Genomic DNA, 23,728 nt, shown 5'->3' on the forward strand with positions numbered 1-23,728 from the left:
CAGAGAATTTTTATCTTTTTCAGCCTTTTTCTGCTGTTACAAAATTCTCTATTTGCTCAATCCGAAACAGAACGACCCAAAAAACTGGAGTTGAGGGGGTATGTAAAAGACCTTCAATCACTCACTTTTGATAAAAATTTTGATAGCCTCATTACCGGCAACCTGATTCATAACCGAATGAATCTGAGATGGAATCCCAGTCAAAAATTTAAAGGTGCAGCAGAATTTCGAACCCGGTTATTTTGGGGAGAAGAAGTAAAATACACACCTGAATTTTCGGCAGCTATCCGAAATTCCAACGAATGGATCAACGCATCTGTGACTTGGTTTGAGACGGAAAGCATGGTGATGCAGACCTATATTGATCGGTTTTGGTTGGAATACCAACACCAAAATTGGGAAATCAGGCTGGGTAGGCAACGGATCAATTGGGGAATCGCAACGATTTGGAATCCGAATGATATTTTCAATACCTACAACTTTCTGGATTTTGACTATGAAGAAAGACCAGGCAGGGATGCAGTAAAAGTTCGCTACCGTCTGTCCCAAACATCGAGCATAGAATTGGCTGCCTCTGCAGCGGATGAAAGCAATAAGGCTGTAGCTGCGATCAAATATAATTTTAATAGGTCAACCTATGATTTTCAGTTTTCCGGAGGAGTATACCATGAAATACTTACCCTGGGAACAGGTTGGTCAGGAAGTATCGGTCAAGCAGGATTCAAAGGTGAGTTGCAATATTTTGCTCCTCATCAGGACACTACTAGCCAGATTAACTTAGTACTTGAAAGTGATTATGTGTTTGAAAAAGGCTGGTATGTCAACCTTGGTTTTTTGTTCAACAGCAAAGGGATGGATGATCCCGTTGAAAATCTCAGCCTTTTTAATTTTCAATTATCACCCCAAAACCTAATGCCGACCAAATGGAACGGTGTCTTTACCACAGCCAAGCAATTCACACCGCTGCTTTCCGGACAAGTAGCGGTGATCTATGCACCAGGGACTCGGTTGATGCTGGTGCTGCCATCTGTTCAATATAATCTGTCGACCAATCTCGATGTAGACTTTACCTGGCAATCGTTCTATGCAGAACAATACCAAGACTTTCAGGGAGTAATCCATAGAGGATACCTCCGAATGAAATGGAGTTTTTGATTATTTGTTTTATAATTTATATTATGTTAAATATAAAAATTGCAAACCTGTTACTAATTCTTTTTTATCTTCCCACCTGTTTATTACCAACCTGATATCCCCTGCCTGAAAATGAATAATTGGTTTACCCGATTGGGACTATACTTGGGTCCTTTATCATTTTTGATGATCTATTTTCTGGTAGATTCCCCCGACTTAAATCCGGAAGCTAAAGCTATGCTTGGTCTTACCGCTTGGATGGCGATCTGGTGGATTTCTGAAGCAATGCCCATCGCAGCTACTTCTTTCCTTCCTTTAATTTTTATGCCACTCTTAGGTTTACTGGATATTGAATCTGTTTCAGCTAATTACATGCATCCAACTGTGATGCTCTATATGGGTGGATTCCTTCTTGCTACAGGAATTGAAAAATGGGGACTTCACCGTAGAATAGCACTTACCATTATTAATCTCATCGGAACAGATCTCAGAATGATTGTCTTGGGGTTTATCGTTGCAACCGGATTTATATCCATGTGGATTTCCAATTCTGCTACAGCATTGATGATGCTTCCAATCGGACTTGCTGTGGTAAATCAGTTAACAATTCAATTGGAAAACTCAGATCAGTTAGTTTCAGACAACTTTGGAAAAAATATCATGCTGGGAATTGCCTATAGTGCCTCCATTGGTGGCTTGGGTACGCTGATTGGGACCCCTACCAATCTGGTTTTTGCTGGAGTGATTGAGGAATTGTATGATTACAAGCTTGGATTTATAGAATGGATGTTGTTCGGTGTGCCTTTGGTAATTGGTTTGATTCTCATTTGTTGGTTTTATCTGGTCAATTTTGGAAACAAACTCCCTAAAAAATTTAGTATTCCTGAAGGCAAAAGCATTATTGGGACTCAACTAAAGTCTCTTGGTAAAATTACATTTGAGGAAAAGGCTGTTTTGATTGTTTTTGGATTGGTTTGTCTGGCCTGGATTCTTCGTGGGTTTGTCCTGGATCAATTGATCCCTGGAGTTGATGATACCATCATTGTGTTAATCGGAGTGGTTTTGGTTTTTTTATTGCCCTCTTCCACTCCCGGTGTACGGATATTGGACTGGAAAACCTCCGAGCGGATCCCCTGGGGTGTTTTGATTTTGTTTGGGGGAGGTTTGGCTTTGGCTGAAGGTTTTAAAGTTACTGGGCTTGCTGATTGGATTGGTTCAGGGTTTTCGATGATAGAGGGCCTCAGCTTTTTTGTCCTATTACTGATTATCGTGGCATCTGTTGTTTTTCTTTCTGAGGTAACCTCAAATGTTGCAACTGCAGCTATGATTCTGCCGATTTTGGCCTCCGTTGCAATGAAATTTGATCTTCATCCTTTGGGAATAATGGTTGGTGCCACAGTTGCTGCAAGTTGTGCCTTCATGCTCCCTGTTGGGACCCCTCCCAATGCGGTTGTTTTTGCATCTGGATTTCTTCAGATCAAGGATATGGTAAAAGCTGGATTTTGGTTGAATGTCACTTCAATTATCCTGATCACATTAATGGTTTATTTTGTCCTTCCTTTAATTTGGGGAATTGACTTGGAAGCATATCCTTTTTGATTTCAATAATTTGATTTTCAATTCAGGATTGGGGGGCAGAAATTCGATATCTCCAATCCAAAATCGATTCTGCCCCTAAAACTCCTTATTTCGTCACATTTTTTTGATAGCGCAATTGGCGTGCTCTAATCTTGGTGAAAGTTTTACTCAACTGAAACTAAACCAACTATTTTATGCACGCTACTCTCCATTTACTGATTTCGGGCTTGCTTGGACTGGGAATCAGTACTACCCCCTCCGAAAAGAGGTTTGACGAAGACGATTTTAAAGTCCTCGAGCAAACAGCCAAAGAGCAGCAGTTCAATGGCTCAATGGCTATATATCAAGGAAATCAACTCGTATTCAAGATGTCCAGCGGAGCAGCTGATCCAGAAAAAGGATTAGCCAATGACCTTGATGTACGGTTTAATGTAGGCTCCATCGGTAAATCCATGACTTCCATTCTGGTCCTTCAGCAAGTTGAATCAGGGGCGATCAACCTGGATCAGACCATCGACCACTATCTGCCTGAATCCGAACCGGTGCCCAATGATCACTTGATTACGGTCCGGCATTTACTCACCAATACCTCCGGTTTGGGAGATTTCTTTGAAAGTCCCGACTATCTGGAAGGACAGCGGTATGACGTAGGGAGTCTTTTTCCCCTAGTCCAGAAAATGCCTTTGATCAAAGAAAAACCAGGTACCGGCCTGGACTATTCCAATTCAGGTTTTATCGTATTGGGAAGAATTCTTGAGCATATTCATAAAAAACCTTACCAAGCGATTGTACAAGAACAGCTACTTAATCCACTGAAAATCAATTATAAAAATCACTCCAAAATGGCTACCGGTTGGAGGCTGGAAAATGATCAATTGGTTTTGGGGGAAGGAAATGATCCATCCTCCTGGTCCTCTGCAGGAGGCATTTTCCTCAGCATTTCAGAAATGCATCAGCTCGTTTCTCACTTGGCAAACGGTGGCTATTTGAAACCTGAAACCCGCGAATTGATGTGGACGCCGCAAGTTCAACCTGCGCACGAACCGCCTTTTGTCCATTATGGATTAGGCTGGATGATCGAAAAGCCACAGGATCTCCATTTCCTTGGTCATAATGGCGGAGTCAGGGGATTTCAGGCAGCATTCCGGTATTTGCCGCAGACGGACACCTACATCTATACCTTTTCCAATCGGGAAAACGGTGCCGAAGGACTCTTCATGACTGCATTGATGCAACTCATTCAAAAACCCTGACTCATCCTTGGAACCGCTCAGTAAACAAGTTCAAAATCTAAAAATGGACCGAAGAAAAGCTTATTACCTCCTGATTGGAGCTGCTATTGTGTACAACCTCATTTTAGCCTTTTCCTAAAAGGATGCATTTCAATCTGCTCCAATAATTAATCTGTCATTTATCTCCCAACCTTAAATAGTCCTTATTTTACAGCTATGAAATCCAAAAGTCTTGATTTCCGACAAATCGAATGGTGGATCGTTACCAGTGCCACCCTGATTGCCTTTCTTTTTATTCTTTTCGGCCATAGCCCAAGCTTCAATGGCGACTCAGGTTTTGAAATTTTCAAATTCGCCAGCCGCCTGCTGATCCTTGCGGTCCTTTATTCGGCTTTCCACCTTGTTCATATGGTGCTGATTCCGAGATATCAAAGTGAATCAAAGAAATGGAAACCTATTGTTTGGATCGTGTTCACAGGTATGGTCTCATTTGCAGTATCAGCCATATTCGGCTATCAAGCTCAGTTGACCTCAGCGCCATTCCCCACCTTTTTCCTTGGGATAATTGTGCTTTACGCCTGCTACCTGATTGCATCAAATCTGTTAAGTCAAGCACTGACACCTCCTAAGCTTCGTGATTTCCAAGCGTACAATATCACTCGACTGATTTTCTCCTATTTGTTCACTTTCTTTTTTCTAATCCAGGTTAATCCAATAAGCAGCGAAGGGCCATCCATCATTTTCGGCATTTTCATCCCAGTAATTTTAATTGCCACTTTTTACAATTTCTATTTGGTCTATGGCAAAAGGAAAAAAGGTAAAATCAAACAGTCCAGATGGTACAATTGGGGCTTGGTGGCAGGACTATTCATCTTATTTGGAATCATTGCCGCCAATGCAGGACAAGAAGAAATCTTTCTTATTGGGGGATTAGGAGCCAATGCTTTTTTGCAGTTGATCTTTTTCCCACTGACTTCTTTACTTTTTAAGAAATATGATTCATTTATCGGCCAGATTTCGACGCTTTCTTACCAAGTAGATCAGGGACATGCGAGCATGGATTTTCTCCGATCGCAAATCAATCCTCATTTCCTTTTCAATGCCCTCAATACGCTTTATGCCAGTGCATTGATAGAAAATGCAGAAAAAACCTCTGACGGCATTCAAAAGCTTGGTGACATGATGCGGTTTATGCTCCATGAGAATCAATTGCCGCGAATTCCGCTATCCAGGGAAATCGCTTACCTGAGAAACTACCTGGATTTACAGATGCTTCGCTTTGGTGCCCAATCCAACCTGGAATTGGACATCCAAATCAATGAAAGCCAATGTGCGGGTGAAATAGCTCCGATGCTCATTATTCCATTTGTGGAAAATGCCTTCAAACACGGTATCAGCACCAAGGAAAAATCGTGGATTCGGCTTAATTTAAGATGTATTTCAGGTTCGGTTCACCTGGATTTGGTCAACAGCATTCATCCCGACAAGCCTGCCGCAGAGCAATCCAGAGAAGAATCCGGAATCGGCCTGGAAAATGTCAAAAGCCGTCTTCAGTTGGTTTATCCTGAGCGCCATCAGTTAAATGTTATCCAAAATGACACCGACTTTTTTGTTCATCTTTCGATCCAACTCAACTGATAAATGATTTCAGCAATCGCAATTGACGATGAATCCTATGCCCTGGAAGTAATCAAAGCCCACGCTTCCAGGGTCCCTTTTTTGGAGTTGAAAGCTACATTCACAGATGCCGTCCAAGGCCTCGAATATCTGAAAACAGAGTCTGTTCAGCTGGTCTTTTTGGATATCAACATGCCCGATATTTCAGGAATGGACTTGGCTGCCTTACTTCCCAAGGAAACTCTGGTCATTTTTACGACGGCCTATTCTGACTATGCCGTCAAGGGCTTCGAACTGGATGCGTTGGATTATTTGCTTAAGCCTTTTAATCTCAGCCGCTTTCTGAAAGCCTGTCAAAAAGCGCAGGAATGGATCGATTTGCAGCCAAAAAATGAACCTGCTTTTCTTTTTGTCAAAACCGGAGAAGGACAAGAGCGCGTGGACTTCAGCGAGTTGTTGTATTGCGAGGCGACAGGAAACTATGTGACTTTCCAACTGCCTACCCAAAAAATCCTCAGTCGGATGACACTTTCTGAAACGGAAAAGCTCCTACCCTCTTACTTTATCCGAACTCACCGCTCTTTTTTGGCCAATAAAAACCAGATCACCAAAGCCGAACGGCATCAACTTCACCTGGGAGGATTCCGGGTCCCCATCAGTTCCTCCTATCTGGATTCCGTTTTGGAGAAAATCAAATAAGCAGAGTGTTTTTGAATTCTTTCCGGTATTCCATGGGGGTCTTTTTGATCCTCTCCCTAAAAAGCTTGTTGAAATTGGAAAGGGTAAAGAACCCGCATTCATAAGAAATCTCGCTGATATTCAGGTCCGATTCATTCAAAAGCTTACAGGCATGGGAAATTCGAACGTCAGTCAGAAAATCGGAAAACGATTTATTCACCCTGGATTTGAAAAATCGGGAAAAAGCAGAAACAGACATATTGGATAGTTGGGCTGCCTCTTCCAAACTCACTTTTCCCTGAAAATTCTGCATCACATATTCATAAACCTGCCCCATTCTATCCTTTTCTGATTCCCGGTTGGTGTTGATGTAGGCAGAATCGGCGATCATTTTGCAATCCGGAGAATCCACCATCAGGTTCAGGATTTTGAGCAGTTGAATCAGACTTTTGGCTCCTTTCATTTCGAGCATTTCGATCATCATTTCCCGGATCAACAAGTTGGTGCTGCCTTTTACCTCTATTCCTCTCAAGGATTTCCGAAGCATTTGGGCTATGCCGTCAAATTCTTCCAGTTCAAAAACGGAGTTGTTCAGTAAGTTATCCTGAAAATAGATCACAATCCCATGTGTTTCCAATCCATTAGAGGGATCATGGTATTCCTTGTCATTTTTCCATAAATGAGGAAGATTCGGCCCAGTCAGTACCATGTCCCCTTCCCGGAAAGCCTGCATATGATCCCCAATAAACCGGGTACCTCTCCCCTTCAAGGCGGTAAACAACTGGTATTCTGAGTGAAAATGCCAGTTTACATCAAAATAGGGCGCGATTAATTCCTTGATTACAAAAGCTTTTCCTTCAGGGATTCTGGATTTTCGAAAGGGGGTTTTCACGGTTTATTGCTCTTTTTTACGCTTATTGAAAGTCAAATTGACAAAAAACAGTCATAAAACAAGGTAAAACAGTGAGATTTTATTGCGGTAAAATGAGAATATTTAACCCTAAAATAAGAGAACCCAAAGTATGACCCAATTCAAACTGCTTAGAAGCTTCAGTCTTCTGTTGCTCGCCGCACTTTCCCTTCTGGCAAGCTGTGGCAAAAAGAACAACTTCCTCTCCATGACCGAACCCCGACGGGTAGAAATTCTGGTCCTGGGGCATGACAGTGAGCATCACAATTCCGAAAAATTGATGATGTATCTAAGTACTCCCCTGTTTCAAAAAGGCATCAACCTGACCTACACGTCCGATGTCAATGACCTGAATGAGGAGACACTTTACAATTACGATGGTCTAATGATTTATGCCAATCATGACTCTATCTCTCCTTCTCAGGAAGCTGCTTTGAAAGATTATGTGCAAAGCGGAAAAGCCCTGATTCCTATTCACAGTGCCTCTTACTGTTTCCGAAATTCCGACTGGTACGTTAGTGCAGTCGGTGGTCAATTCAGTAAGCATGGTGATGGTCGATTCACTGCTACTATCGTGGACAAAGCCCATCCGATCATGAACGGCATAGAGGAATTCGAGACTTGGGATGAAACCTACGTACACACTGCCATCAATCCAGACAAGCAAGTCTTGATGGAGCGCGTGGATGGTGATCACCGAGAACCCTACACTTGGGTGAGAAATGAAGGAGATGGCCGCGTCTTTTACACCGCTTATGGTCACAACGAAGAGACTTGGAAGCAGCCTGAGTTTCAGGAACTGGTAGCCAATGGGATTCTTTGGGCAGTTGGTGAAAAAGTCAACGAGCTTCTGGCCGCTTATGAAATCCCAACTCCGGAATTCAAGGATGCTGAAATCCCCAACTACGAAAAGCGCGATCCTGCTCCAAGATTCCAACTTCCACTTTCTCCGGAGCAAAGCATGAAGTTGATCCAGGTTCCGGTGGGATTTGAATTGCAGTTGTTTGCTTCCGAACCGATGATCATCAATCCCATGGCGATGGCTTGGGATGAACGAGGTAGATTGTATGTAATTGAGACCGTCGACTATCCAAATGAGGTAAGAACTGAGGGCGGAAATGACAAGATTAAAATCCTCGAAGATACCGACGGAGACGGAAAGGCGGATAAAGCAACTGTTTTTGCGGAAAATCTAAATATTCCAACCTCGATCATGGCGGTCAATGGAGGTATTCTGATCTCTATGGCTCCTGATTTTGTATTCTTGAAAGATACTGATGGGGACGATGTAGCAGATGTTCGTGAAGTGGTCATGACCGGTTGGGGAAAAAGTGACACCCATGCAGGTCCTTCCAACTTGAAATATGGCTTTGACAATAAAATCTGGGGAGTCTTAGGCTACTCTGGCTTCAACGGAGAAGTCAGTGGCAAGCAGCACTCCTTCGGGCAGGGCGTTTATCGCTTTGATCCAAGTGGAGACAATCTGGAATACCTAGGAAACACCTCCAACAACACCTGGGGACTCGGATTTACAGAAGATTTCGAAACCTTCATTTCCACAGCCAACGGTCAGCACAGTGTTTACTTTGCCATGGCTAATAACTATGTGAAGCGACCAGTTTTTCAGGGTTCTGCCAATACGGTTCATGGTATTGACTCTCACTACGACATGCCCCACCTCACTCCTTTCCTGAGACAGGTAGATTGGCATGGAAGCTATACAGCTGCTGCAGGACATAACTTCTACACGGCCAGAAGCTTTCCGGAGAAATATTGGAACAAAATTGCCTTCGTAGCCGAACCAACTGGTCGGGTATTGCATAATGCCATCATCAATCCGGATGGATCAGGTTATAAGGAGAAAAACGGATTCAATATCCTGGCAAGCTCTGACGAATGGTTCTCCCCTGTGCACGCAGAAGTAGGTCCGGATGGAGCGCTTTGGGTTGCCGATTGGTATGACTTTATCATTCAACACAATCCGACTCCAAGAGGCTTTGAAAACGGTGCAGGCAATGCCTATATCAACCCCCTTCGCGACAGCAAGCATGGTAGAATCTACCGAATGGTGTACAAAGGCGGGGAAGACTCCGAGACATTTGACCTGAAGGACGCAGATCCCGATGAGCTGATCGAAGCCCTGAAAAGTGAAAACATGTTCTGGAGATTGACCGCTCAGCGATTGATCGTGGAGACCAAAAACAAGGAAGTACTTCCTGAATTGTATAATATCATCGGTACTGAAACTACCGATGCGGTAGGCCTCAACGGTCCGGCAATCAACGCGCTGTGGGCATTGCACGGATTAGGCGAACTGAGCGGTGAAAACAAAGAAGCGATCCAAGTGGTGGAAAAAGCCCTCAGCCATCCATCCGCTGCAGTTCGAAAAAATGCCCTGAGAGTTATCCCTCGCAACGAGGCCTCATTGACAGCTATTTTAACTGCCAATCTGATGAATGACCCGGATTTGCATACCAGAAAATATGCCTTCCTAGCTGTTTCCGAGATGCCATTCTCCGAGGAAGCTGCCAAAGCATTGGTCAAAGCAGCTGACGTACCTGAAAACGGAACGGATGCTTATTTGCCACAGGCCATTTTCGCAGCGGTTCTGTCGCATCCAACTGAATTTGCAAAACGGGATAATACAAAAGCACTTCAGACCCCTAGTGATGCCGAATTCTCTTTGGCTGACCGAATCAGTCGAAGCTTAGTGGCTGAGCAATATCCGTTGGATCAGCGCAACTCCATTCTTTTCCCACCGGATGTAGCCGGAAAAGAAATTGCCATCCGAATGATTATTTCAAAGGCAAAAGATCCGTTGGAAGGTGTCTTGGTAGCCCAGGGAAATAACACCAATGGTTACAGCTTGTACATCTTCCAGGATGCGTTACATTTTGTAGTAGCTCAGGATGAAAAACAAACGATTATCAGTTCCAAAAAAGGGCTTCCGGAAGAACAATTCACTATTGATGCGACTTTGGTCGAAGACGGAAGCATGAGTCTGAAGATCAACGGGGAGGAAATTGCCAAAGGAAAAACCAAAGGGCTATTCCCTGCGGAGCTAAGTCCTCGCAATGTCCGCGTGGGTCGAAACGACAGCCGAAATGTGGTGGGTAAATACGAAGGTACTTGGTGGTTTGGAGGAAGACTCAGCAACAAATCCACGCTTGCTCTGAAGAAACCAGGAGCGGATGTTCAGTTGCTTTCGGATGAAGTAACAGCAGCTGCAGCAAATGGCACCACAATTATCAAGTTGGCGGTGGTTCCTCACGAAATGAAGTTCAGCAAAACTACCTTCACGGTGAAAGCAGGTTCTCAGGTGACGATCGATTTCGAAAACCCGGACTTCATGCAGCACAACCTTGTGGTTGGACAGAAGGGATCCATGGAAACCATCGGCAAAGCCGCGGATGATTTGGCCCGTGATCCAAAAGGTGCTGAGCAAAATTACGTTCCTAAAATTCCTCAGGTCATTGCCGCCACCCGACTGGTGGATCCGGAAGGAAGAGAGTCGATCGTCTTCACTGCACCTACAGAGCCTGGAGAATATCCGTTTATCTGTACCGTGCCAGGTCACTGGAGAATCATGAACGGAATCATGAAAGTGGAATAAGAATGGCCTTGAATGTAAAATTTGCAGTCAGCACCTGGCTCTGGACTTCTCCTTTCAACAACGAAACCGTCAGGCTTTTTCCAAAAATCAAAAGCTACGGGTACGATGCGGTGGAAATTCCGGTGGAAGACCCCAGTTTAATAGATATTGATTTGGTAAAGAAAGCATTGGCAGATAATGGGCTCAGTCCCATTATCTGCGGGGCTTTCGGAACCAGTCGAGACCTGACTCACGACGATCCCTCCTTTCACAAAACCTGCTTCGATTACCTCGATTCCTGCTTTGAAATTTCCTCACAACTCGGGGCTAAATTTGTGGCAGGTCCGATGTACTCTGCTGTTGGAAAAGCCCGTTTGGTCTCTCCGGAGCAGAAAAAAATCGAATGGAACCGGGCCGTGACCAACCTCCGAAAAGTCTGCCATCGTGCAGCAGAATTCGGACAGGAAATCGCGATAGAGACACTGAACCGGTTTGAAACGGATCTGATCAATACTGCTGAGGAATTGATGCAATTGATCACAGATATCAACGAACCACAGGCCAAAGCAATTCTGGATGGATTTCACATGAATATCGAAGAGCCCAGTATTGAAGCAGCCATTCGAAGAGTCGGCGACAAACTGATCCACGTTCAGGTATCGGAAAACTACCGTGGCACTCCCGGAACCGGCCAAACCAACTGGGCGGCCTGGAAGCGAGGCCTAGAAGCGGTCAATTATCAGGGCGTAATCTCCATCGAAAGCTTCACCCCAGAGATTAAGGAATTGGCCGGTGCGGTATGCATCTGGAAACCTTTGGTTCCATCTCAGGACGGCTTCGCCAAAGAAGGCTTGGAATTCCTCAGGAAATGGGCCGCGGAATAATGAAGGATGAGGTCTGAAGCACGAAATGGGAATTATGAGATTTTCGCATCCTTTACAAGTGCTGAACTTAGGTCACTGAGCTTGTTGAAGTGGTTAAAGCATCGGCATAGGTAACTACCCAACTTCCAAACATCCTGACCTCCTAACATAAAAACACCCTTTTTCAACCCAAAAATTAACTCACAAATGAGCAAAAAACCAATCAACATCGCGATCATCGGACTGGGATTTGGTGCGGAGTTTATTCCGATTTATCAAAAACACCCATTGGCCAACATGTATGCGATTTGCCAGCGCAATAAGGAAAAAGCAGAGGAAATCGGAAAGGCATTCGGTATCGAGAAAGTCTACACCGATTACGACGAGCTCCTGAAAGATCCTAACATCGATGCCGTCCACATCAATACACCGATTCAAAACCATGCGGAGCAAAGTATCAAAGCACTTCGTGCCGGCAAACATGTAGCCTGTACGGTTCCCATGGCGACCACAGTAGAAGAATGCCGCCAAATCGTGGAACTCTGCGAGGAGACCGGGCTCACCTACATGATGATGGAGACGGTGATTTACAGCCGTGAATTCCTTTTCGTCAAGGAAATGTACGAGAAAGGGGAACTGGGCAAAATTCAGTTTCTCCGCGCTTCCCACCAGCAGGAAATGGCTGGTTGGCCAGGCTATTGGGAAGGCCTCCCTCCCATGCATTACGCCACACATTGTGTAGGTCCAGTTTTGGCTTTGCCAAAGGGTCAGGCGGAATATGTGTCCTGCTTGGGTTCCGGTAGAATCGATGAAAACCTAATTCCAAAGTACGGTTCCCCATTTGCGATCGAAACCTGCCACATCAAACTAAAAGATTCCGACTTGGCCGCTGAGGTGACCCGTTCCCTGTTCAATACGGCCAGACAGTATCGGGAAAGCTTTGATGTGTACGGCTCCAAAAAGTCCTTCGAGTGGACCTTGATCGAGCATGAGGATTCGGTCATCCATACCGGAGAAGTGCCGGAGAAAGTGAAAATCCCGGACTATGCACATTTGTTACCAGAGGAAATCGCTCCGTTTACAACCCAAGGCGTGTATGATTCGGATGAAAACCAGCACCTGTCCTTTATTCAGGGTTCAGGCCATGGAGGTTCGCACCCGCACTTGGTCAATGAGTTTCTAAACGCCTTGACTGAGGGCCGTGCTCCGTATCCAGACGCAAGACAATCCGCCAACATCACCTGTGTAGGGATTTTGGCCCATGAGTCGGCCATGGAAGGAGGAAAAATCAAGTACCTGCCGGAGTTTACCCTGAGCAAGAAATAAAGCAAAAGGCCTGGATATCACCTCCAGGCCTTAGTTTTTTAAAGACAAAGAACACAACTGTTTTTTACCACTGAGTTCACAGAGAAATTGGAGAGAGAATTTGTAAGGCGCCCCGCCACAGTCTTTCCAACTTCCTAACCTCCAAACTTCTGTCGTCCAGGATTAGAAATCCTACCTTTATTCCTTCACCTTCTTCGCCTCGGCAGTAAACATATCCATCAAGGATCCGGTAGCACTTTCATCATCCACTTTTTTCAGGCTGATATACACGTCATAACCGGTAATTGTAAAATACGCAGTCAAAACATCCTCCGAAATGGTGACGGAAGACATAGCGATTTCATTGCCGGAGGCATCTTCCATAAAATACCCCTTGGTCACCCCATCCACTGTCTCAAAACGCATCGGAATGGTGGCAGTACCTTGAGGGGTATCTTTGACAGTCACCGCCCATTTGCCTTCGAAATACTCGGGGGAAAAGGACTGAAAACTGGACAAGCCAACGACCGTATAAGCAGCAAAAAGGGCAAAAAAGAGAACTGTACTTAATTTTTTCATGATTGGTAAGTGTTGAATTGATGGTTAGAAATATAAGAAATTATCCCTTTTCGCGAATCATCAAAAACAGACAACTGTCAAAAGCAAAAACTCTCAGGGAAGTAAATTTCATCCTCAGGAGGATTAAAGGATAAAAAAGATAAATTCAATTAAACTAAAACAAAAAAACAACTCATTTCTGAGTGGTTTTTGGAGCCCCTTGCCGGGATCGTCCCGATGGCTATCGCGGACAGCGACCTACTGATTTTCATCTGCGTACTTTTTACACAATTTTTCACCTATTTCCGGATAGCGAATAAAATCCTCAACATATTTCCTTGATCTGTTTTTCTTGATGTGGGACTCTATTTTGATCGCTTGCCACTTAGATTGACAAGGCAAACTTTTCTTCATTTGCCAATCAGATGCAATTTTTGTAAAGGAATCTTGATAAAGATGGGAATTATGTTCAGTCAAACGACGATCAAGATCTTCCGTTTGACCAATGTAATAGCGGTCCGTTTGTTGTGAGTAAAGAATATAGACAAAATGTGAATTCATTGAAAAGTGGTCTAAAAAAGAAAAAGGGAAGCATTTCTGCTTCCCTATCTTGGAGCCCCTTGCCGGGATCGAACCAGCGACCTACTGATTACAAGTCAGTTGCTCTACCAGCTGAGCTAAAGAGGCTTTCCTTTATTGTGGGGCAAATATAGACCTTCAGTCCATTCGCTCCAAACCCAATATCAGAGATTTTTATATGTCTCAGATTTTGAGCTAGATTAATTTTAGAATTCTTTCAGGATCGAAAGCTTCTTCTTCAACTTATCGATCTCTTCTTCCGCTTTCTGGATTTTGATGTCAAATTGATCCCGGAGTTTGTCTGCTGTTTTGGAAGCTGTAAAGAACTCAAGGTTATTTCTCCATAGCGTGATGCTGTTTTCCAGATCGGAAATCTGCTTACGAATGCCGTGTTCTTTCTTGTTTAGCGTCTTCACAGAGTTTGGATCGGACTGGATTCGGTTCAGGTTCAATCGGAACAGGAAGTCATCCTTATCTGATCCAGCCGGATTAAGTTTCTCCAGGTACTTATCCACTGCATCTTTAAACTGCGCTTGGATTTCCTTGATGTTTTTCCGAGGCACAAATCCGATTTCGTTGAACTCGGCCACCCATGCGGTCAAGGTCTCTTCACTCAATCCCTCCCCTTTGGTAGCATCTACGATCTGCTTGATCAGATCCTGCTTTTTCTTCAGGTTTTGGTCAAACTCGGTATTTGCTGCCTTATTGGTATTTCTTCGGTTTTCAAAGAAAGCATCACAAGCTGTTTTGAACTTCTTGTAAAGTGCATCGCGGTTTTTCTCAGGTGTTGGACCAAGCTTTTTCCACTCCTGCTGAAGTTTCACAAGTTGATTGGCTGTAGACTGCCAATCGGTGTTTTCCATCAGGGCTTCTGCCTGGGTAATCAAGTCCTCTGCCTTTTTTTGGTTGGTTGCCCGAATTTCATCAAGCTCCTTAAAGAAGACATTCTTGTTATGGAAAAACTGCTTAAATGCCGCCCAAAACGCTTTATTGATGTCTTTTCCAGCTTCTTTGGGTACTGGACCGATTTTCTCCCAAGCCTTCTGAAGTTCCAGAATTTCCTTGGTTTTGGTATTCCAGTCTTTGATACGATCCGCTTTGAAATCCGCGTAAGGTGCCAGCTGTGCTATCAGGTTTTCTTTTTCGGTTTGATTTACTTTATAGACCTCTTTTTGACCTTCGAAAAAGTCTTTTCTTCGATCGTAAACCGCATCGGAAGCAGCTTTGAACCTCTGCCAGAGGTTTTCCTGATCTTCGCGTGGCACAGGTCCGATGTGCTTAAATTCCTCATGAAGTTCATTCAACTGACGGATCGCTTCCTTCAGATCTTTGACTTCTTTGAGTAACTCTGCCTTGTGGCAGAGATCCATTTTACTTTCGAGGTTCTTCTTTCGATCGAGCTCCTTCAGTTCAAAATAGATACTTCTGTTGTCATAAAACCGATCCATCAAGGCATTGAAGCTCGCCCAAAGGTTTTTGCTTTGCGCCATTGGCACAGGACCTATAGCCTTCCATTGCTCCTGAATAGACTTAATCGCATTCATACTCAGCGTGGTCTCTTCCCCATCAACCAAGTCACGAAGTCTGTTGAGCAATTCAGTTTTTGCCGTAAGATTCTTTTCTTTTTGTTTATCGGCTTCTTTTCTTAGCGAATTGAGCTGGTATCGGAAATCATTGAATGTTTTGGAAAACTCCCGCTCCTCTTCATGCTGACGGTATTCGAAGTCGTCTTCGGAGCCGCCATCTGCCTTGAATTTGGAAAGTGCTTCTTCTCGCTCTTTTGAAACCAAGTCGTCAAAAGCCGCTTTGATCTCATGAGCTAGTTTGTCCAGCTTCAGAATCGATCCGTGCTGTATTTTATCTTTAAGGAGCTTTAGGAGTTGAATTTTAGTAAGACCGGCAAGCTCGATGTGCTCATCTGTATGCTCTTCCTCTTCGACGGCCTCTTCGTGCGTTTCAGCGGATGAAGCCGTGACTTCCTCCGATGGGGTATGGTCATTGAGTTCCTCCGACTCTGATTCGGCCAACTCTTCTGAAACAGAAAGTTGAGAACCAGAAGCTTCTTCCATCTTTTCCTCAACAACCTCTATTACTTCTGGGGAAATTTCAGGTACCGACACTTCTGCTGTTCCTAATTCAGAAGCAACAGGTTCTGTTTCCTCAATTTTGGAATCTGCAAGTTCAGCTACTTCCTCAGTTTCACCGGCTTGATTTTCTTTTTCGATACCTTTTGCTTCCTCAGCAGAAGCTTGGGTCACCTTGTCCTTATCGGACAATTCATTACTTTTCTCGGTCATAAAAACACTACTATTTCAAGGCAATATGGGCAAAAGTAGGGATTTTGCCTAATTTAATCTTGGGTCCAAGGGATAATTTGCAATTACCTTAAACTCCCCTCCCATGTTTTTTAGGAGTACCCGCCATAGCTCTTCGGGTGTATTTTCAAGGACCTCCGAATCGATTTTTGATTCACAAATGATCCAGGTGTTTTCGCTTAACTCGTCGGACAATTGACCCGCTCCCCATCCACTGTAGCCGATAAAAAAACGGACTGAGTCAGCCTGCATGGTTCCAAGTTTTAAATTCTCGACCAAAGCTTCAAAATCACCTCCCCACCAAAGATTTTCCCCAATTGGAAGGCTTCCCTCCAATTTCTTTTCACCGAAATAGATAAAATGAAGGGTATTCTGCTCCACTGGACCACCGACATAGACCTCACTTTCCAAAAATGAAAGTTCCTCAACCAATTCGCTGAGATGTAAAATTGAGGGCTTGTTCAAGACCAATCCAAAGCTTCCTTCCGAGTTGTGCTCGCAAAGCAATACAACCGAGCGAACAAAGTTTTCATCCTGCAAAAAAGGCTCTGAAATAAGTAAATTTCCGGCCTGAGGCAGTTTGGAAGGATCATTCTTCATGCAGTTCAATTTCGTTTTGTGTGAAATATATAGGCTTAAATTTTAAAAATCCAATGCCTGTGGTACTTTTAACAATCAATTTTCAACTTCTCCTACAATTCATGAATCTTTCTGAAATCCGCAAAGACTATTCTTATAAATCATTGGATATCAATGACGTTACCCATGAACCCTTTCATCAATTTAAGATTTGGTTTGGGGAAGCGGTGGATTCTGAGGTTCCGGAGGTAAATGCCATGTGCCTGTCCACATTTGGGCTAAATGGATATCCAAACAGTAGAATTGTACTTTTGAAAGAGGTGGATCATGGTTTTGTCTTTTTCACAAATTATGAAAGTGAAAAAGGTCAGGAAATCGCAGCAAACCCTAAAGCAAGCCTTACCTTTTTCTGGCCTGAGTTAGAAAGACAAGTCAGAGTCACCGGGGATTTGGAAAAAGTCAGCGCTGAGGAATCTGATCGGTATTATTTTTCAAGACCTTTTGGCTCACAGATTGGAGCTTGGACTTCGCCGCAAAGCAAGGAAATTTCCAGTAGAGAAGAATTGGATCAAATTCAAAAATCAGTCGAAGAGCGGTTTACCAAAGAACCCATTACCCGACCACCTCATTGGGGAGGATTCCGCCTTATCCCTTTCAAAGTGGAATTTTGGCAGGGACGTCCCAGCCGACTTCACGATCGGATCAATTACCAAAAACAAAGTAATGGAGAGTGGAAGATTTCCCGATTAGCTCCCTGATTATTTCAGATCAAAAAGATCCTGAACTCCAATAAATCGCTCCACGGTAAATCCTTCGCCGTACTTAGCCATGATTCTATGGCCCAGCTCTCTTGCCCTTGATTCAATAAACGGAAGAAACTCCGGTGAAGAGATGAAACTTACAGGTTCCTTGCTGGAAGGATCGAAAAACTGCGATTTGAAAGCCAGAATACTGGCAATTTTGGTGTCCCAATGGGGGGTGATGTCAAAAATAAAATCAGGCTCAATGTAATTGTTCTGAATGTAGTGGTAGACGAATTTGGGTCTCCAAGCCTCTTGCAAGACACCATCCAGAGTTGTTTCAATCCTTCTCAAGCCACTCATAAAGCAAGAATTTGTAGCAAGTGATGCTCCTTTGCCATGATCCGGATGACGGTCTGAAATGGCATTTGCCAAAACAATGTCAGGCTGATATTTCCGAATTACTTTGATCAATTCCAGTTGATGGGATTCATCATCCTTGAAGAATATATCCCTGAATCCCATATTTTCTCTGGCAGAAAGCCCCAGAACTTTTGCGGCAGCAGCAGATTCCTCCAGCCGTATTTCGGGGGTGCCTCGGGTTCCCATTTCACCATGGGTCAAATCTACAATACCCACTTTGTACCCTTTGGCTACATGTGCGGCTATCGTTCCTGAACAACCCAATTCAGCGTCATCAGGATGCGCAGCGATCACCAGAATATCAAGTTTGCTCATGGCTATTTGCTTAAGTTTCTATTTTACTCGGAGGTTTTGGCCAATTCTCAGGATTGTCCGGGTTGAAATTCGGTTCAATCGTGTCAATTGGCTGACTGTAACGCCGTATTTACGAGCAATGGACCCCAAATTTTCTCCCCTTTTTACACGGTGGTAAGCAGCAGCTCTTGCCTGAGCTACCTGACCAAAAAGCTCTTTGGAAATCGTGAACATCGGTCCAGCTATGGTGAGATTTGGAAAATCATACACTTTTTGGGGGTCAAAGGGTAATCCTCGATATCTCAGCTCATAATGAAGGTGAGGTCCTGTACTTCGTCCCGTACTACCTCCTTTACCGACTACTTCACCTGCTTTCAATTCCTCTCCTACTTCCACCAGTTGCTTGGAAAGGTGTCCATAAAGGGACTCAAGGCCATTTTTATGCCTGACCAAAATATAATATCCCCAACCATAACGGTCATAGGACCTTACTCTGACGATACCGTCAAACGCAGAATAAACAGGATCACCGGTTTCCAGATCCAAATCTGTTCCATAGTGACCTCTACCCCATCTTGGACCATACACGGAATTCACTTTGATTTGATCCAAAGGCATTTTCCAGTGTTCACCAGCCTCAATATCATACAACTTAAGGGTAACACTATCCTGAAAATCTTTGATCTGAAAATTATAGATATCTACTTTTTTACTGTCCCAATTGGAAAAATATTCATAGGCCGTCACCCAAATACTGTCGATTTGAATTTGTTCGGATATTCGGATAAGTTGATTTGTGGGAGCCCAGGTAAGGTCGTTTTCATCTTCCGAGATGATGGATCTCATCCGGGCGAGGTTTACATTATTTTGAAAAATCAAAGAATCCGTCTGCGAAGAAAGTGTACGCAGATAGGTTTCCTCGTCAAATTGTCTCAGTTCGATATTTCTCCTCTCCTGAGAGTTTGCTGGATTGGTAGTAGTATTTTTCTTGATAATCTTAGGAAAAACTTGAGCATTGGCTTCGAAAAAACCAATGCTCAAGATCAATCCAAGAATAATTTTCAGAATGAAATTCCTCATCAATCGGGTTTAATGATGCTCTTGCGCAGCCAGGAAGCGTTCCGCATCCAATGCTGCCATACAGCCTGTTCCTGCTGCAGTGACGGCTTGTCTATAAACATTATCCTGAGCGTCACCGCAGGCAAATACGCCTTCAATGTTTGTTTTGGTACTTCCGGGGATAGTCTTGATATATCCAGAAGAATCCATCTGGATAAAATCTTTGAAAATCTCGGTGTTTGGTTGGTGACCAATAGCAACAAAGAAGCCAGAAATTGCAATCTCGCGCTTTTCTCCGGTTTTATTGTTGACAACACGAACTCCGTTGACTTCTTCTTCGCCGAGAATTTCTTCTGTTTCTGTATTCCAAAGGATTTCAATTTTTGGATTGTTCATTACCCGCTTTTGCATGATTTGAGAAGCTCTCATTTCTTCCCTTCTCACGATCATGTAAACTTTGGAGCATATATTAGCAAGGTAAGAGGCTTCCTCACAAGCCGTATCACCGGCTCCAACAATGGCCACTTCCTGGCCTCTGAAAAAGAACCCATCACATACCGCGCAAGCAGAAACTCCTTTACCATTTAATCGGGATTCACTTTCTATACCCAGCCATTTTGCAGAAGCACCGGTAGAAATTATCACCGTTTCAGCGTGAATAATTTTCTGATCATCCACTGTAACCAAATGCGGTCTGGCAGAAAAATCAACTTTAGTCACCATGCCATAACGTACATCTGTTCCAAATCGCTCGGCCTGTTTCTTAAAATCTTCCATCATCTCAGGACCCATAATTCCATCTGGGTATCCAGGATAATTTTCAACATCATTGGTGATGGTGAGTTGACCTCCTGGCTGTCCACCGGTATAAAGAATCGGGGATAAACCTGCCCTTGAGGCATAAATAGCGGCGGTGTAGCCGGCAGGGCCTGATCCGATGATCAATACCTTGACCCTTTCAATTTCTTGGTTCATTAATAGCTTGTATTAAATCGGTTAAATTTTGTCATTTTTGAATAGGTAACAAAACCAGGTAGAGTTAAAATTCCCAAAAGAGAGGGTTGTCACTTATTCTCAGTTGAATAAAATTTGGTGGGATTAACAATAAAAAAGGGGCCTGAGCCCCTTTCGATCTTTTATCCCAGATAAGGTTTGAGCGTCTTACTTCTGGAAGTATGACGCAGCCTTCGGATTGCTTTTTCTTTAATCTGTCGTACTCTTTCTCTGGTCAAATTAAACTTTTCACCGATTTCCTCCAGGGTCATAGCGTGTTCACCATTCAATCCAAAATAAAGGGTGATCACGTCTGCTTCCCGTTGAGTCAAGGTAGATAGCGCTCGCTGAACTTCTTTTCTGAGAGAATCAGTCATCAAGCCATCGTCCGGTTTTTCATCTCCGTCGTTTTCCAATACATCAAGAAGACTGTTTTCTTCTCCTTGAACAAACGGAGCGTCCATGGATACGTGACGACCTGAAATCTTCATGGTATCAACCACCTCGGAAGCAGTCACTTCAAGCACTTCTGCCAACTCCTCAGGAGACGGCTCGCGCTCGAACTTTTGCTCCAATTCGCTGAATGTTTTTGATATCTTATTCAACGAACCAACTCGGTTCAATGGCAGACGAACAATTCTGGATTGCTCTGCCAATGCCTGAAGGATAGACTGTCTAATCCACCAAACTGCATAGGAAATGAACTTAAAACCACGGGTTTCGTCAAAACGCTGCGCAGCTTTGATCAAACCAAGGTTTCCTTCATTGATCAAGTCTCCCAGGGAAAGACCTTGATTTTGGTATTGTTTGGCCACAGATACCACAAATCGGAGGTTAGCTTTGGTCAATTTTTCGAGGGCAAGTTGATCGCCTTCACGAATCCGCTTTGCCAAAACCACTTCTTCATCCGCTGTCAACAGGTCCACTTTACCAATTTCCTGCAAGTATTTATCCAGTGATTGGGATTCTCTGTTGGTAATCTGCTTGCTAATTTTTAGCTGCCTCATTCAGAATAGAATTTGAGAAATTAATTTTTTAATGCAATAAGATAGTCAAATGTTTGATCAAGCCTGACCTTTGGATTCAGGTTTTTCAGGCTTTGGCAAAAGAACCTTTCGCGAAAGTTTGAATTTACCTGTCTTTTTGTCAACGTCAATCAATTTGACCATGATCTCTTCACCTGGTTCGAGCACTCCATCCATACTTTCCAGACGCTCCCACTTGATCTCGGAGATATGAAGTAAACCATCTTTGCCCGGCATAAATTCCACAAATGCACCAAATGGTTGAATGTTTTTCACTTTACCAGTATAAACCTCACCAATTTCAGGCTGAGCAACAATTGCTTTGATCCTTCTGATCGCTGCATCCATATTGGTTTGATTTGCAGAGAACACATTAATCTTGCCTTGACCTTCTATTTCTTCAATGACAATCGTAGTAGCTGTGTCTTTTTGAATTTCCTGGATTACTTTTCCACCTGGTCCGATTACTGCGCCAATCAATTCCTTAGGGATCCACATCATAAATGAACGTGGAGTATGAGGCTTAAGATCAGCTTTAGGAGCTGCAAGAGTTTTAGAAATTTCTCTCAGAATATGAAGGCGTCCTTCTTTGGCTTGGTACAGTGCTTCTTTTAAAACAGAGTAATCCAAACCTTCTACCTTAAGGTCCATCTGACAGGCAGTGATTCCTTTTTCGGTACCAGTCACTTTGAAGTCCATGTCTCCCAAATGATCTTCATCACCAAGGATATCAGAAAGGATTGCATATTTCTTGGTCTTAGCATCGGAAATCATCCCCATTGCAATTCCGGTAACAGGAGCCTTAATCTGAACACCCGCATCCATCAAAGCCAAAGAACCCGCACAAACAGTTGCCATCGAAGAAGATCCGTTTGATTCCAGAATGTCTGAAACGATTCGAATGGTGTATGGATTTTCGTTTTCAGGAGGAAGGACTTTCTTCAACGCTCTCATGGCCAAGTTGCCATGTCCTACCTCTCTTCTACCTGGGCCTCTGTTAGGTTTAACCTCACCGGTTGAAAAACCAGGGAAGTTATAGTGCAAAAAGAATTTGTTGTAGCCTGAAATAACAGCGCCATCAACCATCTGCTCGTCCATCTTGGTACCCAAGGTACATGTCGTTACAGACTGGGTTTCACCTCTAGTGAAAACTGCAGAACCATGAGCAGAAGGCAAGTAATCAACAACCGACCAAATCGGTCTGATTTCATCCAAATTTCTGCCATCCAATCTTTTCTTGGTCTCAAGCGTAAGATTTCTTGCAGCTTCTTTATGGATTTTATGAAAATATGGTCCGATTAAACTAGCCTCAAAACCATGATTTTCACCAAGGTTAGCGACGAATTCATCTTTAATTTCTTTGATCAAGGCCGAACGCTCAGACTTATTTGCGATTTGCTTACTTACTGAAGCAAACAGCTTGTCGTAAAGCTCAGACTTCATTTTATCGTACAAGGCGGGGTCGGATTTTTCGTGAGAGTATTCTCTCTTCTTTTCTTTCCCAACCATCTTGGTCAATTCCATTTGAGCCAAGCAGTGACGCTTGATCTCTTCATGTGCAAACTGCAACGCCTCGACCATTTCATCTTCCTGGATTTCAGAAGCCTCACCCTCAACCATCAGAATATATTCCAATGAACCGGCAACGATAAATTCCAAGCTTGCTTTTGCAAGTTGGGCTGGACTTGGATTTAAAAGCAATGTGCCGTCGATTTTGGCGACACGAACTTCAGAGATTGGACCGTTGAACGGAATATCCGAAACCGCCAAGGCAGCTGAAGCAGCCAGGCCAGCCAAGCAATCCGGTAAAACCTCATCATCAGAAGACATCAAGGTTATAGCAACCTGAGTATCTGCATGATAATCATCAGGGAAAATCGGACGAATAGCTCGGTCAACCAATCGGCTGATCAATACTTCATAGTCAGAAAGCTTTCCTTCTCTCTTCAAAAATCCTCCTGGAATCTTTCCGGAGGCAGCAAATTTTTCTTGATAGTCAACTGACAAAGGCAAAAAGTCTACTCCTTCCAAAGCATCTTTTTTTGCAACTACGGTAGCCAACAACATGGCTTTACCCATTCTAACTACTACAGAACCGTCAGCCTGTTTGGCAAGTGCTCCTGTCTCGATAATGATTTCTCTGCCATCCTGTAAGTAGATGGACTTGGTGATTAAATTTGGTAACATAAATGGTTATTAGTATAATTTCTTCGGTCTGAAAAATTTTTGCATCTAGCTTAAAAAAGAAAAAAGT

19 protein-coding genes and 1 tRNA gene are annotated in these 23,728 nt (G+C 43.6%); 9 read left to right on the forward strand and 11 right to left on the reverse strand.

The window, feature by feature from the left end:
- The first annotated feature begins 177 nt into the window (after positions 1 to 177).
- The 5 genes from D0X99_RS09540 (at position 178) to D0X99_RS09560 (ending at position 6,260) form a co-directional block, all read left to right on the forward strand.
- Positions 178 to 1,155: a hypothetical protein gene (locus D0X99_RS09540; RefSeq protein ID WP_147392213.1), complete on the forward strand. Its 978-nt coding sequence runs from the start codon at positions 178 to 180 to the stop codon at positions 1,153 to 1,155.
- Positions 1,156 to 1,266: 111 nt separating this feature from the next.
- The gene (locus tag D0X99_RS09545) at positions 1,267 to 2,733 is read left to right on the forward strand and encodes an SLC13 family permease (protein ID WP_119477551.1); all 1,467 of its coding nucleotides are present in this window, start codon (positions 1,267 to 1,269) and stop codon (positions 2,731 to 2,733) included.
- Positions 2,734 to 2,906: 173 nt separating this feature from the next.
- Positions 2,907 to 3,965, forward strand: a complete 1,059-nt coding sequence (locus D0X99_RS09550; protein WP_119477553.1) for a serine hydrolase domain-containing protein — start codon at positions 2,907 to 2,909, stop codon at positions 3,963 to 3,965.
- Positions 3,966 to 4,160: 195 nt separating this feature from the next.
- A complete protein-coding gene (locus D0X99_RS09555) occupies positions 4,161 to 5,582 on the forward strand; it encodes a sensor histidine kinase (RefSeq protein ID WP_119477555.1) in 1,422 nt (473 codons plus the stop codon).
- Between the two features lie 3 nt (positions 5,583 to 5,585).
- A complete protein-coding gene (locus D0X99_RS09560; RefSeq protein ID WP_119477557.1) occupies positions 5,586 to 6,260 on the forward strand; it encodes a LytR/AlgR family response regulator transcription factor in 675 nt (224 codons plus the stop codon).
- On the opposite strand, the gene D0X99_RS09565 is transcribed toward D0X99_RS09560, so the two are convergent.
- Entirely contained in the window at positions 6,253 to 7,131 is an 879-nt protein-coding gene (locus tag D0X99_RS09565; protein WP_119477558.1) for an AraC family transcriptional regulator, read from the reverse strand. The two genes, D0X99_RS09560 and D0X99_RS09565, sit on opposite strands and share 8 nt — an antisense overlap.
- A 130-nt stretch (positions 7,132 to 7,261) precedes the next feature.
- Between D0X99_RS09565 and D0X99_RS09570 the strand changes: the two genes are divergently transcribed.
- The 3 genes from D0X99_RS09570 to D0X99_RS09580 all read left to right on the forward strand — a co-directional run bounded on the left by D0X99_RS09570 (position 7,262) and on the right by D0X99_RS09580 (position 12,930).
- Positions 7,262 to 10,762 carry a PVC-type heme-binding CxxCH protein gene (locus D0X99_RS09570; RefSeq protein WP_119477560.1) on the forward strand — a complete coding sequence of 1,167 codons (3,501 nt, stop codon included), beginning with the start codon at positions 7,262 to 7,264 and terminating at the stop codon, positions 10,760 to 10,762.
- 2 nt (positions 10,763 to 10,764) lie between these two features.
- Positions 10,765 to 11,625 carry a sugar phosphate isomerase/epimerase family protein gene (locus tag D0X99_RS09575; RefSeq protein ID WP_119477562.1) on the forward strand — a complete coding sequence of 287 codons (861 nt, stop codon included), beginning with the start codon at positions 10,765 to 10,767 and terminating at the stop codon, positions 11,623 to 11,625.
- 186 nt (positions 11,626 to 11,811) lie between these two features.
- Positions 11,812 to 12,930, forward strand: a complete 1,119-nt coding sequence (locus tag D0X99_RS09580; RefSeq protein ID WP_119477564.1) for a Gfo/Idh/MocA family protein — start codon at positions 11,812 to 11,814, stop codon at positions 12,928 to 12,930.
- 177 nt (positions 12,931 to 13,107) lie between these two features.
- Here the strand turns inward: D0X99_RS09580 and D0X99_RS09585 are convergent, their stop codons facing one another.
- The 5 genes from D0X99_RS09585 to D0X99_RS09605 all read right to left on the reverse strand — a co-directional run bounded on the left by D0X99_RS09585 (position 13,108) and on the right by D0X99_RS09605 (position 16,961).
- Entirely contained in the window at positions 13,108 to 13,488 is a 381-nt protein-coding gene (locus tag D0X99_RS09585; protein ID WP_119477566.1) for a hypothetical protein, read from the reverse strand.
- A 237-nt stretch (positions 13,489 to 13,725) separates the two neighbouring features.
- Positions 13,726 to 14,028 (reverse strand): GIY-YIG nuclease family protein, encoded by a 303-nt coding sequence (locus D0X99_RS09590; RefSeq protein ID WP_119477568.1) that lies wholly within the window; start codon positions 14,026 to 14,028, stop codon positions 13,726 to 13,728.
- 50 nt (positions 14,029 to 14,078) lie between these two features.
- Positions 14,079 to 14,154, reverse strand: a tRNA-Thr gene (locus D0X99_RS09595).
- 98 nt (positions 14,155 to 14,252) lie between these two features.
- Positions 14,253 to 16,343, reverse strand: a complete 2,091-nt coding sequence (locus D0X99_RS09600) for a DUF349 domain-containing protein (RefSeq protein WP_119477569.1) — start codon at positions 16,341 to 16,343, stop codon at positions 14,253 to 14,255.
- 48 nt (positions 16,344 to 16,391) lie between these two features.
- Positions 16,392 to 16,961: a YqgE/AlgH family protein gene (locus tag D0X99_RS09605; RefSeq protein WP_119477571.1), complete on the reverse strand. Its 570-nt coding sequence runs from the start codon at positions 16,959 to 16,961 to the stop codon at positions 16,392 to 16,394.
- A gap of 101 nt (positions 16,962 to 17,062) precedes the next feature.
- On the opposite strand from D0X99_RS09605, the gene pdxH reads away from it, so the two are divergent.
- Positions 17,063 to 17,698 carry a pyridoxamine 5'-phosphate oxidase gene (gene pdxH / locus D0X99_RS09610; RefSeq protein ID WP_119477857.1) on the forward strand — a complete coding sequence of 212 codons (636 nt, stop codon included), beginning with the start codon at positions 17,063 to 17,065 and terminating at the stop codon, positions 17,696 to 17,698.
- On the opposite strand, the gene bshB1 is transcribed toward pdxH, so the two are convergent.
- The 5 genes from bshB1 to pnp form a co-directional block, all read right to left on the reverse strand.
- On the reverse strand, positions 17,699 to 18,418 hold the full coding sequence (bshB1, locus tag D0X99_RS09615; RefSeq protein WP_119477573.1) for a bacillithiol biosynthesis deacetylase BshB1: 720 nt from the start codon (positions 18,416 to 18,418) through the stop codon (positions 17,699 to 17,701).
- Between the two features lie 18 nt (positions 18,419 to 18,436).
- Entirely contained in the window at positions 18,437 to 19,477 is a 1,041-nt protein-coding gene (locus tag D0X99_RS09620) for a M23 family metallopeptidase (RefSeq protein ID WP_119477574.1), read from the reverse strand.
- 9 nt (positions 19,478 to 19,486) lie between these two features.
- Entirely contained in the window at positions 19,487 to 20,431 is a 945-nt protein-coding gene (trxB, locus tag D0X99_RS09625) for a thioredoxin-disulfide reductase (protein WP_119477576.1), read from the reverse strand.
- A 161-nt stretch (positions 20,432 to 20,592) separates the two neighbouring features.
- Positions 20,593 to 21,456, reverse strand: a complete 864-nt coding sequence (locus D0X99_RS09630) for a sigma-70 family RNA polymerase sigma factor (protein ID WP_026951708.1) — start codon at positions 21,454 to 21,456, stop codon at positions 20,593 to 20,595.
- Between the two features lie 57 nt (positions 21,457 to 21,513).
- A complete protein-coding gene (gene pnp / locus D0X99_RS09635) occupies positions 21,514 to 23,661 on the reverse strand; it encodes a polyribonucleotide nucleotidyltransferase (protein WP_119477578.1) in 2,148 nt (715 codons plus the stop codon).
- Positions 23,662 to 23,728 lie beyond the last annotated feature (67 nt).

Source organism: Algoriphagus lacus, assembly GCF_003583985.1.
Lineage (GTDB): Bacteria > Bacteroidota > Bacteroidia > Cytophagales > Cyclobacteriaceae > Algoriphagus > Algoriphagus lacus.